This window comes from Variovorax sp. Root318D1 (assembly GCF_001424835.1).
Taxonomy (GTDB): domain Bacteria; phylum Pseudomonadota; class Gammaproteobacteria; order Burkholderiales; family Burkholderiaceae_C; genus Variovorax.
Genome location: NZ_LMCQ01000004.1, coordinates 138,313 through 150,957, shown reverse-complemented (window position 1 = coordinate 150,957; position 12,645 = coordinate 138,313). Strand labels below are relative to the sequence as shown.

Genomic DNA, 12,645 nt, shown 5'->3' with positions numbered 1-12,645 from the left:
CGGGGGCGCTGCCTACAATCCCAACGGCCGCGTTGCAGCGGCCGCCCATGATGACGCTCACCCACCACACCGTTGCCATCCAGCAGGTGCACAGCATCCTGATGGGGGCGCGCCACCGCGGCATCGATCCGGCGCGCGTACTGGCGCGGGCGGGCATCGCGGCCTCGCTCCTGGAGTCGCCGCTCGCGCGCATCTCGCAGCGCCAGTACGCGCTGCTGATCCGCGCGCTGCGGCGCGAACTGCGCGACGAAATCTGGGGCCTCTTGAGCGAGCCGCTTCCACCCGGCAGCTTCGGCCAGTGCATGCGCCAGCTGGTGCGCTGCGCCACCCTCGGCGAGGCCCTGCGCGACGGCTTCGCCGCCTACCATCTGCTGCTGAACGACTTCGTGCCGCGTCTCACCGTGCAGGGCGGCAGCGCGCGCGTGCAGTTCGTGTTGCGCCGCGACGCCGATGCGCGGATGGACTACGCGGTGAAGGCCTTCATGCTGTTCGCCTTCAACGCCTCCTCGTGGCTGGTGGCGCGCCGCATTCCGCTGCTCGAGGTCGACTACACGGCCGAGCAGACGAACACCGAAACCTCGCGTGTCTACCAGGTGCCGATCCGCTACGGCCAGGCGCACGTCGGCATGTCGTTCGAGGCGCGCTGGCTCGACCTTCCCGTGGTGCAGTCGCCGCAGAGCCTGCGCGAATTCCTCGCTGGATCGCCGGCCAACCTGATCGTGAAGTACCGCGACACCAGCAGTCTCACCGAGCGCATCCGACGGCTGCTGCGCAAGGGCCTGGGCAGCGAGCTGCCGTCGCTCGAGGAAGTGGGCGATGCGCTCGCCGTCACGCCGCAGACGCTGCGCCGGCGGCTGCGCGACGAAGGCCGCGGCTTCCAGCAGATCAAGGACGAGCTGCGCCGCGACGCCGCCATCGAATACCTGCTGCACACGCCGCTGCCACTGCTCGACATCGCCAATCGCGTGGGCTTCTCCGAAGCCAGCACCTTCCACCGCGCTTTCAAGCAGTGGACCGGCGTGGCGCCCGGCGAGTACCGGCTGACGCACGCCCCTGAGCGCTGACAAGGTCACTCACCTCGGGCGCGCAATGCCTCCACGACCAGCGCCAACGCGGGCGAGGCACTTCGGGTGGCGTAGTACAGGTGATAGCCGGGGTAAGTCACAGCCCAGTCATCTAGCACCGCCACCAAGCGGCCGGCCGCAACACTCTTGTTGACGAGATCCGCGGGGAGCCAGGCCAGCCCATGCCCGGCCAGGGCAGCGGCGAAGATCAGGTCTGTCTTGTTGAACACGAGCCGCCCCGTCACCTGGGCATTCGTGCTTCTTCCCCGCCGCTTGAACTCCCAGTTCAACAGTCCGCCATGGGTCGGCAAGCGTAGGCAGATGCAGTCGTGTTCGGTGAGATCTCGCGGTACGAGAGGTTCCGGGTGGTGCGAGAAATAGGCGGGACTGCCGACAACCGCCATGCGCATGTCGGGCGCCATGCGCACCGCGATCATGTCCTTGGCAACGTCGTCCCCCGAGCGCACGCCAATGTCGAACCGCTCGGCAACGATGTCGGTAAAGCGGTTATCGCTGCTGAGCTCGATCTTGATGCCCGGGTACTTCGCAAGTAACGGCCGCAGCCTCGGCCAGACCAGTGTTCCTGCCGCATATTCGCTCGCCGTGATGCGCACCGTGCCCGCCGGCTTGCCGCGCAGCTCGCCCAGCACCGTCAGCTCGGCTTCGATGTCCGCGAAGCGCGGGCCCACGGTCTGGTACAGCCGTTCACCCGCTTCGGTGGGCGACACGCTGCGCGTCGTGCGGTTCAGCAGTTTCAGATCCAGCCTGCGCTCCAGCGCCCGGACTGTCTGGCTGAGCGCGGACTGCGATACGCCCATTTGCGCAGCTGCGCGTGTAAAGCTGCGCTCGCGAACGACGGCCGCGAAGGCGGCCAGGTCGTCGAATCGTGTCATTGATTAGCCTGTCTTATGAGTCTATGGCGATCCAGCAGTCTAGTCATTCGACAGAGGCGTACCTAAAGTACTTGTCACGAACAACTGCAAGTCAGTTTCAACAGGGACCTGAATATGATCAAGCGAAAGCTTGGAGCAAGCGACCTCGAAGTTTCTGCCATCGGACTCGGCTGCATGGGGCTGAACTTCGCTTACGGCCCTGCCACCGACACGCAGGAGGCGATCACGCTGATACGGTCGGCCGTCGAACTTGGCGTGACTTTCTTCGACACTGCCGAGTGCTATGGCCCATTCACGAATGAGGAAGTCGTGGGAACGGCCTTGGCCCCGTTCCGTGACGAGGTCGTGATCGCCACCAAGTTCGGCTTCCGATCCGGCAACTCGAGCGGGGGGCTGGACAGCCGGCCCGAGAACATCAGGGCGGTCGCCGAGGCGTCGCTGAAACGACTGAAGACTGACCGGATCGATCTGTTCTACCAGCACCGCGTCGATCGCGAGGTACCGATCGAGGACGTGGCCGGCACGGTCAAGGATTTGATCCAGCAAGGAAAGATCAAGCATTTCGGATTGTCCGAAGCGGGCGCACAGACCATCCGCCGCGCGCACGCGGTTCAGCCCGTCACCGCGCTTCAGAGCGAATACTCGCTATGGTGGCGAGAGCCCGAGCTGGAGATCCTGCCGACACTCGAGGAACTGGGGATCGGCTTTGTCCCGTTCAGTCCGCTCGGCGCAGGCTTCCTCACCGGCGGCATCAATGAGAACACCACTTTCGACAGTACCGATTACCGCAATACCGTTCCGCGCTTCGCACCGGCCGCCCGCAGGGCAAACCAGGTCTTGGTGGAGTTGGTCGCCGGGATTGCGTCGCAGAAGCGGGTAACGCCTGCGCAGATCGCGCTCGCCTGGCTTCTGGCCCAGAAGCCCTGGATCGCTCCCATTCCCGGCACGACGAAGCTGCATCGCATGAAAGAGAACGTAGCGGCCACTGCCGTGGAAGTCTCCCCGGAGGAGCTTCGCGAAATCGACGTCGCCGTGTCAAGCATCACCGTGCAAGGCGGCCGGTATGCGGAAGACCGGCAACAACTCGTCAATCGTTGACCGACGCAAAAATCCGGCTCATTCGCGAGCCACCGTTCTCCCTTGAGGGAGTCTTCGCCAAGCCCTGATCAATCTACGGAGACCTGCCCATGAGCGCGCTCAACGTCAACGGCCGAAACCACACGGTCGACGCCGACCCCGGCACCCCCATCCTCTGGGCCCTGCGCGACACGCTGGGCATGACCGGCACCAAGTTCGGCTGCGGCGCCGCGCTGTGCGGTGCCTGCACCGTGCACCTGGACGGCCAGGCCATCCGCTCGTGCATCACGCCCATCTCCGCGGCCGAAGGCAAGAAGATCGTCACCATCGAAGCCGCGACGGATGGCAGCGACCCGGTCGGTGCCGCAGTGCACGCCGCATGGGTCAAGCATGACGTGGCCCAGTGCGGCTACTGCCAGAGCGGCCAGATCATGAGCGCCNGATGGCAGCGACCCGGTCGGTGCCGCAGTGCACGCCGCATGGGTCAAGCATGACGTGGCCCAGTGCGGCTACTGCCAGAGCGGCCAGATCATGAGCGCCACGGCATTCCTCAAGTCGCAGCCGAAGGGCAAGCAACCCACCGCCGCCGAGATCGATGCCGCCTTGGCCGGCAACATCTGCCGCTGCGGTACTTACGCCCGCATCCGCGCCGCGGTGGCCGATGCCGCCCAAGCCCTCGCCTGAAGGAAACATCATGCTGCCCGATCTTGACTACGGCGAAATGCCGCGCGCCCTACAGCAGATTCTGGAGCGCGAGCGGCCCGAGCCAATCGCCACACTGCCGCGCCGCAGCTTCCTGAAACTGGCCGGTGCCGGTGGGCTCGCGCTCGGCGCATTCCCGCACTTGGCCATGGCACAGGGTACCAGCGCCGATCCGGCGACAAGTGCCCTCAAGCCAACGGAACAGCCGTCGGCCTTCATGCAGATCGCATCCAGCGGCGAAGTCACGGTGACCATCAACCGGCTCGAGTTCGGCCAAGGCGTACAGACCGCGTTGCCGATGATCCTGGCCGAGGAGCTTGATGCGGACTGGGCGTTGGTACGCAGTCGGAACGGCTCCAGCAGCGCTGCGTATCTCGATCCACGCTTCAACATGCACATCACCGGCGGTTCCAACTCGGTGAAGAACAGCTTCACACAGTACCGTGAACTTGGCGCCCGTGCCCGCGCCATGTTGCTGTCTGCGGCGGCGACTCGCTGGAACGTCGACGTGGCCGTGCTCCGCACGCAGGCGGGCACGGTGATGGGGCCGGGCGGCCGCAAGCTCGGTTACGGTGAACTGGCGGAGGCCGCCATGGCATTGCCGGTGCCGGAGAAAGTCACGCTGAAAAACCCGAAGGACTTTCGCATCATCGGCAAGCCGACCACGCGCCTGGATGCGCGCGCCAAGAGCAGCGGACGCCAGGACTTCGGCATCGACGTCCGCTTGCCCGGTCAGCTGACAGCGGTCGTGGCCCGGCCGCCGGTGTTCGGCGCCCGCCTGAAGTCGGTGGACGACAGCGCAGCGCGTGCCGTCAAGGGCGTGAAGGCCGTGCTGCGCGTGCCGCTGGACCGCGGGGCCGAAGGCGTGGCCGTGGTGGCCGACGGCTACTGGCCCGCCAAGCTGGGCCGCGATGCACTCAAGCTGCAATGGGACACCGCCGCCGTGGAGAAGGTCGACAGCGAAAAACAACTGGTGCAGTACCGCGAACTGGCCACGAAGCCTGGCCCGCGTCATTTCGAAGCTGACATGGCACCACTGGCCACGGCGCCCAAGCAGTTGGAAGCCGAGTTCGTGTTCCCTTATCTGGCCCACGCTCCCATGGAGCCACTGAACTGCACGGTCAAGCTGACCGGCGATCGCGCCGAGTTGTGGGTCGGCACCCAGTTCCCAGGCGCCGACAACGCGGCAGCCGCACGCGTGCTGGGCCTCAAGCCCGAGCAGGTGCAGGTGAACGTGCAGACGGCGGGCGGTGGCTTCGGCCGGCGCGGCGTGGGCAGCAGCGACTTCGTCGTCCTGGGCTGCGAGGTCGCCAAGGCAGCGCGCACCGCCGGTCTGAACGCACCCGTGCGCACGCTCTGGAGCCGCGAGGACGACATCAAGGGCGGCTACTACCGTCCCATGCACCTGCACCGCGCGCGCATCGGCTTCGACGAGCGGGGCCAGGTGCTGGCCTGGGATCACGTCATCGTGGGCCAGTCCATCGTCACAGGCACCATGTTCGGAGGCCGGGTGAAGAACGGCATCGACCCCACGGCATCGGAGGGGATGCGAAACCCCTATCCACTGCCGATGCGGCTGACCATGCATCACCCCGCGCTCAACGTGCCGGTGCTGTGGTGGCGCAGCGTGGGCTCCACCCACACCGCCTTCGTGATGGAGACGCTGATCGACGAGATCGCCAGCGCGACGAAGCAGGACCCGGTGACCTACCGCATGCAGCTCTTCGGCGACAAGAATCCGCGCCATCGCGCCGCGCTTCAGTTGGCGGTGGACAAGAGCGGCTATGGCAAGACACCCTTGCCCGCCGGGCGTGCCTGGGGTGTTGCAGTGCACGAATGCTTCTCGAGCGTCGTGGCCTATGTGGTGGAGGCCTCCGTGCAGGACGGCAAGCCGGTCCTGCACCGGGCGACTGCCGGGGTGCATTGCAACCTGGCCGTCAACCCGCGCAGCATCGAGGCCCAGGTGCAGGGCGCCGCACTCATGGGCCTGTCGATGTGCCTGCCAGGCGCGGCCATCACCTTGAAGGACGGCGAAGTGCAGCAGAGCAATTTCGGGGACTTCGCTGTTCCTCGTATCACCGACATGCCCGAAATCGCCGTGCACATCGTGCCCAGCGCCGAACCGCCGACGGGCATGGGCGAGCCTGGCCTGCCGCCGCTGGCCCCTGCCTTCGCGAACGCCATCGCACGGCTGACCGGCAAGCCCTTGCGCCAATTGCCCTTCAACCTTGCCTAGGCGATCACGAGAGCCCTCGTGAGGAACGAGCAGGGGGCGGGCTGAAAGCGCACCGTCCCGGGTCCCTGCAGCTGACCGCTTTCGCCAAGCACTTTGGCGCTTCCCGCCATTGGTTGGGGCCGCACGCGGATCTAACCTTCGCTGCATCCTCAACAAGGCGGCGGCTTCCATCGTGTACCTCACCCAAGGCCTGCATCGCGCGCTCCAGCGCAACTCCGACGCGGCAGCGCTCACCCACGTAAGCGACAGCGGTGTACGCCGCCAGACCCATGCGCAGCTGGCCAGCGGGGTGGCGCGGCAGGCTTCCGCACTGGCGCGGCGCGGCATCGCCTGCGGCGACCGCGTGGCGCTGCTCGCGCCCAACAGCGACCAGCTGGTGCGCGCCATCCTCGCGTGCTGGTGGCTGGGGGCCGTCGCTTGCCCCTTGAACATCCGCTGGAGCACGCCCGAGCTCGCGCACGCGCTGCAAGACAGCGAAGCCTCGCTGCTGCTGGTCGACGACACGCTGCAGGCGCTCGCACCGGCCGGCGAGACGCCGCTGCTGCGCCTCGGCGCGCTCGAAGAAGAAGCGGCCGCGCTCGAGCCGCTGGCCGACACGCGCACCGGCGGCGACGCGCTCGCGGCCATCCTCTACACCGGCGGCACCACCGGTCGCTCCAAGGGCGTGATGCTGAGCCACGCGAACTTCTGGACGGCGTCGATGACGCGCGGCGCCGAGCTCAACAACGCGCCGGATTCGGTGTCGCTGCTAGTGGCGCCGCTGTTCCACGTCGCCGGGCTCGGCCGACTGGTGGGCCAGCTGATCGTCGGTGGCAGCTGCGTGACGATGGCGCAGTTCCGGCCCGCGGCGGTGATCGAGGCCATTGCCGAGCACCGCATCGGCGACATCATCGTGGTGCCGAGCATGCTGCAGTCGCTGCTGGACGATCCTTCGTTCACGCCCGAGCGCGTGCGCAGCCTCACGCGCATTGCCTTCGGCGCCGCGCCGATGCCGCCCGACCTGCTCGACCGCGCGCTGGCCGCCTGGCCGCATGCCGAGTTCTTCCAAGCCTATGGCCTCACGGAAACCGCGGGCGCGGTGTGCATCAACCTGCCGGCCAATCACCGGCCCGAGGCGCGCTCGCTCGGCCGGCTCAATGCCGTCGGCCGCGCCGGGCTCGGCGCGGAGATCATCGTCGCGGACGAGAGCGGCCGCGAGTTGCCGCGCGGCGAGGTGGGCGAGATCCTCGCGCGCGGCCCCATGGTGATGCAGGGCTATTGGCGCAACCCCGAGGCTACGGCCGCCGCGCTGCGTGATGGCTGGCTGCGCACGGGCGATGCCGGCCGCATGCTGGACGATGGGTACCTGTTCATCGTCGACCGCCTGAAGGACATGATCATCAGCGGCGGCGAAAACGTCTATTGCGCCGAAGTGGAGGCCGCGCTGCGCAGCCATCCGCAGGTGCGGCAAGCGGCGGTCATCGGCGTGCCCGATGCGCGCTGGGGCGAAGCGGTGCACGCGGCGGTGGTGCTGGACGAAGGAAGCGTCGCCACGGCCGACGAGCTGCGCGCCTGGTGCCGCGAACGGCTGGCCGGCTACAAGTGCCCCCGCAGCATCAGCTTCATGCGCGAGCTGCCGCTGTCGGCCGCGGGCAAGGTGCTGAAGAACGTGCTGCGCGAGCGGGTGCAGCCATGATGAAACCCGTCACGGGTGCGGACCGCCGCCACCTGTTCGGCCAGGTGCCGTTCATGCGGCTCCTGGACGCGCGCCGCGAGTTCTCCGAAGGCGGCCGCGCGCGCCTCGTTCTCGACGAGCGGGCCGAGCTCGGCAACGTCATCGGCGCCGTACATGGCGGCGTGCTGGTCACGCTGCTCGACGTGGTCATGGCCAGTGCAGCCGTGTCGCTGTTCGACTTCGAACGCACCGCCGTCACGCTCAACCTCAACACCAGCTTTCACGAACCGGGCCGCGGCCGCCTCACGGCCGACGGCGAAGTGGTGCAGCACGACGCCAGCGTGGCCTGGTGCCGCGCCTCGGTCAGCGACGACGCGGGCCGCGTGGTCGCGCGTGCGCAGGGCTCATTCCGCTACCTGCCGCTGCCGCAGGCCGCCTGAGCCGCACCAATTTCAAACGACAGGAGACAACACCATGACGAAGATGCATCGCCGCGCGGCCTTGGCCCTGGTGGCCGCCTGCGCGCTGGCCGCGCCGCTGGCACAGGCGGCCGACCCCTACCCCCACAAGCCGATCCAGCTCGTGCTGCCCTTCCCGCCAGGCGGCTCATTCGATCCGATCTTCCGCACGCTGGCCGAGGCCGCCTCCAAAGACCTGGGCCAGCCCATCGTGTTGATGCACCGGCCGGGCGCGGGCGGCATCACCGGCACCGCATCGCTGGCTACGATGAACGACGCCGACGGCTACACGATCGCGGTCATGCACAACTCGGTGATCCGTGCGCCGCTGGTGCAGAAGGTGACCTGGGACCCACTCAAGGACTTCACCTACCTGATCGGGCTGGCCGGCCTCACCACCGGCATCGTGGTGGCCGCCGATGCGCCCTGGAAGTCGCTGCCCGAGCTGCTGGCCGATGCCAAGAAGCGCCCCGGCGTCGTGAGCTGGGGCAACGTCGGTGCGATCAGCATCAACCGCATCTATGCCGAGCGGCTCGCCAAGCAGGCGGGCACCTCTTTCAACCTGGTGCCCTACAAGGGCGGCAGCGAGGCTTTCCAGGCGGTGATCGGGCGTCATCTCGACGTCTACGGCGACCCAGGCTTCGGGCCCCAGGTGCAGGGCGGCAAGGTTCGCCTGCTCGCCACCTTCACCGCGGAGCGCCTGAAGCGCTACGACGCGCCGACCGTGAAGGAGCTGGGCCATGACATGGTGATCGAGTCGCCGGTCGGCCTGGTGGCACCCAAGAACCTCGATCCGAAGATTGCCGCCAGGCTGCACACGGCCTTCAGCAAGGCTGCGACGGACCCCGCCTACCTCCAGCAGCTGGAGCTGTTCGACATGCAGCCCAAGCTGATGACCGGCGAAAGCTACGCCGACTACGCCCGTGCCCAGTTCGAGCGCGAACGGAAGATGCTGGCCGAGATCGGCTTCAAACCCGAATGACAGGAGCAATGAACCCCATGGACTTTTCCGCTTTCGATTTCAAGGGCCGCCACGTGGCCGTGGCCGGTGGTTCCAGCGGCATCAACTTCGGCATCGCGCAGGCCTTTGCGCGCGCCGGGGCGCGGCTCACCGTGCTCAGCCGCTCGGCCGACAAGGTGGCCAGGGCTGCGCTGCAGCTCGAGGCGCTCGGCACGGAGGCACTCGGCATTCCGGCCGACGTGCGCCAGCCCGAGGCTCTGGAGCGCGCCTTCGCCGAAGGCGCGGAGCGCTTCGGACCGATCGACGTGCTGGTCTCGGGCGCCGCGGGCAACTTTCTCGCGAGCGCACTCGACATGTCACCCAACGCATTCAAGACGGTGGTCGACATCGACCTGCTCGGCAGCTTCAACGTTGCGCGGCTCGCACATGCGCACCTGCGCAAGCCCGGCGCCTGCGTGATCCAGATCTCCGCCGGGCAAGCCTTCACGCCCACGCCCTTCCAGGCTCACGTGTGCGCGGCCAAGGCCGGTGTCGACATGCTGACGCAGGTGCTGGCGCTGGAGTGGGGCCCGCAGGGCATCCGCATCAACTCCATCGTGCCCGGCCCCATCGCCGACACCGAGGGCCTGAAGCGGCTCGCACCGACCGACGACACCATGGCCGCAATGGCGCAGCGCGTGCCGCTCAAGCGCCTTGGCCGCATCGAGGACATCAGCCGCATGGCCATGATGCTGGCGAGCGACTGGGGCTCGTACATCACGGGCGCCATCATTCCCGTAGACGGCGGCCTCGCGCTGACCGGGCCGCGCGACTTCACCGCGGCGGCCGCCGCGTCGAAGCGGGGAGCCGCGCCATGAGCCTGCACCTTGCGAGCGCGTCGCCCGAAGGCGACGACCGGCCGCGCAGCGGACCGCAGCGCTATGTGCCGTTCTCCGAGCACCTCGGCCTCAGGGTCGAGCGGGCCGAGGGCGGCGAATCGCTGGTGTCGGTGGCGCTGCGCCCCGAGCTGCTGAACAACCATGCCGCCGGCCACGGCGGCGTGCTGATGACGCTGCTCGACAGCGCCATGGCGCATGCGGCGCTTTCGCGCGTCGGCTATGCGCGCGAGGTCGTCACCGTCGACATGCACATCGCCTTCATGCGGCCCTCGAGCGGTGTGCTGCAGGCCGAGGGGCGTGCGACCGGCGGCGGCCGCTCGGTGTGCTTTTGCGAAGCCACCGTTACCGACGCGAGCGGCGAAGTGGCGGCGCGCGCCATGGGCACCTTCCGCTACCGCGACCCGGCGTGAGCGCAGCGCCAAGGGTGCACCAGTGAGCGTTTCGGCCAATCGTTTTGGGCCGATCCGCGATTGTTGAATCCGGCGCATCGGCAGAGACTTCATTCCATCGTCACCGCATCCATCAGGAGTTTCAATGACACGTATGCAACGCCCCGTCCATGTGGTCGGCGTGGGCATGATTCCCTTCACCAAGCCCGGCGCCAGCGACCCGTACACCGTGATGGGTGCGCGCGCCGCCAAGCTCGCGCTCGATGACGCCGGCGTCGACTATTCGCTGGTGCAGCAAGCCTATGTCGGCTACGTCTACGGTGACTCCACCGCCGGGCAAGCCGCCATCTACGGCGTCGGCCTCAGCGGCATTCCGGTCTTCAACCTCAACAACAACTGCTCCACCGGCTCCAGCGCGCTGTTCCTCGCGCGCCAGGCGGTCGAAAGCGGCATGGTCGAATGCGCGATTGCGCTCGGCTTCGAGCAGATGCAGCCCGGCGCTCTCAAGGGCGCCTACGACGACCGGCCCTCGCCCATGGCGCGCTTTGCCGACGTGATGGCCGAGAAGCAGGGCTACATTCCCGAAGCGCCGCGCGCCGCGCAGTTCTTCGGCGGCGCCGGCCGCGACTACATCGCGCAGCACGGCATCCGCCGCGACACCTTCGGCCGCATCTCGGTGAAGGCGCGCCAGCACGCCGCGCGCAACCCGCTCGCGGTGTTCCGCCAGACGTTGACGCTCGACGAGGTGATGGCCTCGCCGGTGGTGTTCGATCCGCTCACGCGCTTCCAGTGCTGCCCGCCCACCTGCGGCGCGGCCGCGGCCATCGTCTGTTCGGCCGAGTTCGCGGAGAAGCACGGCCTCGACAAGCGCGTGGTGATCGCCGCGCAGGCCATGACCACCGACACGCCCTCCACCTTCGAGAGCAAGGACATGCGCAAGCTGGTGGGCTACGACATGACGGCCGCCGCGGCCCGGCAGGTGTACGAGGACGCCGGCATCGGCCCCGAGGAACTGGACGTGGTCGAGCTGCACGACTGCTTCACCGCCAACGAACTCATCACCTACGAGGCGCTGGGCCTCACGCCCGAAGGCACGGCCGAGCGCTTCATCGTCGAGGGCGACAACACCTACGGCGGTCGCGTGGTGACCAACCCTTCGGGCGGCCTCCTGTCCAAAGGCCATCCGCTCGGCGCTACGGGCCTCGCGCAATGCGCGGAGCTGGTGTGGCAGCTGCGCGGCCGCGCGGAGCAGCGCCAGGTCGAAGGTGCACGCCTCGCGCTGCAGCACAACCTGGGCCTCGGCGGTGCCTGCGTCGTCACGCTGTACCAAGCGGTTTGAGATGCTAGCCCCCACGCTTGTCACTTCGTGTACTGCGCTGCCCCCCGAGAGGGCTCCAGCCGCCTTGGGGCGGCCCGGCGGTGGCTGGTCATGATCGACCGCCGCCACATCGGCCACCAACTCCCACCCTTCCAGGTGGAAGTGGAAAAAGGCCGCCTGCGCTTCTTCGCCAAGGCCACCGGGCAGACCGATCCCGTCTACGTCGACGAGGCCGCGGCGCGCGACGCGGGCCATCCGGGCCTGCCGGTGCCGCCCACCTTCCTCTTCTGCCTGGAGATGGAGGCGCCGAACCCGGCCGCGATCCGCGAGCTGCTGGGCATGGACTACCGCAGCCTGCTGCACGGTGAGCAGGGCTTCAGCTACCACGCCATGGCCTACGCCGGCGACACGCTGACCTTCCGCCAGCGCATCGAGGACATCTACGACAAGAAGAACGGCGCGCTCGAATTCGTCGTGCGCAAGACGCGCGTCAGCAACCAGCGCGATGAGCTCGTGGCCGAGCTGCGCTGCGTCACGGTGGTGCGCAACCAATGAACGACCGGAGCCCGACGATGACCACCGCCACCCTTCCCGACTGGAGCGCGCTGCAGCCCGGCGATGCGCTGCCCCCGCTCGAACTCGCACCGATCAGCCGGCTCGACCTGGCGTTGTACTGCGGCGCTTCAGGCGACCACAACCCGATCCATGTCGACATCGACTTCGCCAAGTCAGCGGGCATGCCCGATGTGTTCGCGCACGGCATGCTCTCGGCGGCCTGGCTCGCGCGGCTGTTGAGCAACTGGGTGCCGCAGACGGCGATCCGTTCCCTCGACGTGCGCTTTGCCGCACTCACCCAGGTGGGCGAACGCATCCGCTGCACCGGCACGGTCGGCGAGAAGTTCGAACATGAAGGCCGCCGCAGCGTGCGGCTCAAGATCGCGACCGCCAACGCCGACGGCGGCATCAAGCTGAGCGGCGAAGCCCTCGTCGCCTGGCCCTGACACATCCTCCAGGA

At 68.0% G+C, this 12,645-nt stretch carries 13 protein-coding genes and 1 pseudogene; 13 read left to right on the top strand and 1 reads right to left on the bottom strand.

Features of this window, described 5'->3' with window-relative positions; translation table 11 throughout:
* Positions 1-50 precede the first annotated feature (50 nt).
* Entirely contained in the window at positions 51-1,064 is a 1,014-nt protein-coding gene (locus ASC78_RS05790; protein ID WP_055797872.1) for an AraC family transcriptional regulator, read from the top strand.
* 5 nt (positions 1,065-1,069) lie between these two features.
* Here the strand turns inward: ASC78_RS05790 and ASC78_RS05785 are convergent, their stop codons facing one another.
* Complete coding sequence (locus tag ASC78_RS05785) at positions 1,070-1,957, bottom strand: LysR family transcriptional regulator (RefSeq protein WP_055797734.1); 888 nt, start codon at positions 1,955-1,957, stop codon at positions 1,070-1,072.
* A 114-nt stretch (positions 1,958-2,071) separates the two neighbouring features.
* Here ASC78_RS05785 and ASC78_RS05780 point away from each other — a divergent pair, with 114 nt between their 5' ends.
* The 12 genes and pseudogenes from ASC78_RS05780 (at position 2,072) to ASC78_RS05730 (ending at position 12,631) form a co-directional block, all read left to right on the top strand.
* Entirely contained in the window at positions 2,072-3,055 is a 984-nt protein-coding gene (locus ASC78_RS05780; RefSeq protein ID WP_055797732.1) for an aldo/keto reductase, read from the top strand.
* 89 nt (positions 3,056-3,144) lie between these two features.
* Positions 3,145-3,474 (top strand): annotated as a pseudogene (locus tag ASC78_RS27905) ((2Fe-2S)-binding protein); the annotation flags it as partial.
* 1 nt (position 3,475) lies between these two features.
* Positions 3,476-3,718: (2Fe-2S)-binding protein (locus ASC78_RS27900; RefSeq protein WP_235504997.1), on the top strand; the 243-nt coding region annotated here is incomplete at its 5' end.
* A gap of 10 nt (positions 3,719-3,728) precedes the next feature.
* On the top strand, positions 3,729-5,972 hold the full coding sequence (locus ASC78_RS05770) for a xanthine dehydrogenase family protein molybdopterin-binding subunit (RefSeq protein ID WP_055797869.1): 2,244 nt from the start codon (positions 3,729-3,731) through the stop codon (positions 5,970-5,972).
* Positions 5,973-6,144: 172 nt separating this feature from the next.
* On the top strand, positions 6,145-7,647 hold the full coding sequence (locus tag ASC78_RS05765; RefSeq protein WP_055797729.1) for a class I adenylate-forming enzyme family protein: 1,503 nt from the start codon (positions 6,145-6,147) through the stop codon (positions 7,645-7,647).
* Positions 7,644-8,066: a PaaI family thioesterase gene (locus ASC78_RS05760; protein ID WP_235504996.1), complete on the top strand. Its 423-nt coding sequence runs from the start codon at positions 7,644-7,646 to the stop codon at positions 8,064-8,066. The genes ASC78_RS05765 and ASC78_RS05760 overlap by 4 nt, the downstream gene beginning before the upstream one ends.
* A gap of 34 nt (positions 8,067-8,100) precedes the next feature.
* Complete coding sequence (locus tag ASC78_RS05755) at positions 8,101-9,066, top strand: tripartite tricarboxylate transporter substrate binding protein (RefSeq protein ID WP_055797723.1); 966 nt, start codon at positions 8,101-8,103, stop codon at positions 9,064-9,066.
* A gap of 17 nt (positions 9,067-9,083) precedes the next feature.
* Positions 9,084-9,902, top strand: a complete 819-nt coding sequence (locus ASC78_RS05750; protein ID WP_055797866.1) for an SDR family oxidoreductase — start codon at positions 9,084-9,086, stop codon at positions 9,900-9,902.
* A complete protein-coding gene (locus ASC78_RS05745; RefSeq protein ID WP_082517438.1) occupies positions 9,899-10,333 on the top strand; it encodes a PaaI family thioesterase in 435 nt (144 codons plus the stop codon). Before ASC78_RS05750 ends, ASC78_RS05745 begins: the two co-directional genes overlap by 4 nt.
* Before the next feature lie 133 nt (positions 10,334-10,466).
* The gene (locus ASC78_RS05740) at positions 10,467-11,651 is read left to right on the top strand and encodes a lipid-transfer protein (RefSeq protein WP_200934272.1); all 1,185 of its coding nucleotides are present in this window, start codon (positions 10,467-10,469) and stop codon (positions 11,649-11,651) included.
* Positions 11,652-11,741: 90 nt separating this feature from the next.
* Entirely contained in the window at positions 11,742-12,185 is a 444-nt protein-coding gene (locus ASC78_RS05735; protein WP_055797717.1) for a MaoC family dehydratase N-terminal domain-containing protein, read from the top strand.
* A gap of 17 nt (positions 12,186-12,202) precedes the next feature.
* Positions 12,203-12,631 (top strand): MaoC family dehydratase, encoded by a 429-nt coding sequence (locus tag ASC78_RS05730; protein WP_055797713.1) that lies wholly within the window; start codon positions 12,203-12,205, stop codon positions 12,629-12,631.
* Positions 12,632-12,645 lie beyond the last annotated feature (14 nt).

What these genes read in the sequence shown, in the direction of transcription:
- ASC78_RS05790 (WP_055797872.1), top strand. Translation starts at nt 51, where the DNA reads ATGACGCTCACCCACCACACCGTTGCCATCCAGCAGGTGCACAGCATC.
- ASC78_RS05785 (WP_055797734.1), bottom strand. Translation starts at nt 1,957, where the DNA reads ATGACACGATTCGACGACCTGGCCGCCTTCGCGGCCGTCGTTCGCGAG.
- ASC78_RS05780 (WP_055797732.1), top strand. Translation starts at nt 2,072, where the DNA reads ATGATCAAGCGAAAGCTTGGAGCAAGCGACCTCGAAGTTTCTGCCATC.
- ASC78_RS05770 (WP_055797869.1), top strand. Translation starts at nt 3,729, where the DNA reads ATGCTGCCCGATCTTGACTACGGCGAAATGCCGCGCGCCCTACAGCAG.
- ASC78_RS05760 (WP_235504996.1), top strand. Translation starts at nt 7,644, where the DNA reads ATGATGAAACCCGTCACGGGTGCGGACCGCCGCCACCTGTTCGGCCAG.
- ASC78_RS05755 (WP_055797723.1), top strand. Translation starts at nt 8,101, where the DNA reads ATGACGAAGATGCATCGCCGCGCGGCCTTGGCCCTGGTGGCCGCCTGC.
- ASC78_RS05750 (WP_055797866.1), top strand. Translation starts at nt 9,084, where the DNA reads ATGGACTTTTCCGCTTTCGATTTCAAGGGCCGCCACGTGGCCGTGGCC.
- ASC78_RS05745 (WP_082517438.1), top strand. Translation starts at nt 9,899, where the DNA reads ATGAGCCTGCACCTTGCGAGCGCGTCGCCCGAAGGCGACGACCGGCCG.
- ASC78_RS05740 (WP_200934272.1), top strand. Translation starts at nt 10,467, where the DNA reads ATGCAACGCCCCGTCCATGTGGTCGGCGTGGGCATGATTCCCTTCACC.
- ASC78_RS05735 (WP_055797717.1), top strand. Translation starts at nt 11,742, where the DNA reads ATGATCGACCGCCGCCACATCGGCCACCAACTCCCACCCTTCCAGGTG.
- ASC78_RS05730 (WP_055797713.1), top strand. Translation starts at nt 12,203, where the DNA reads ATGACCACCGCCACCCTTCCCGACTGGAGCGCGCTGCAGCCCGGCGAT.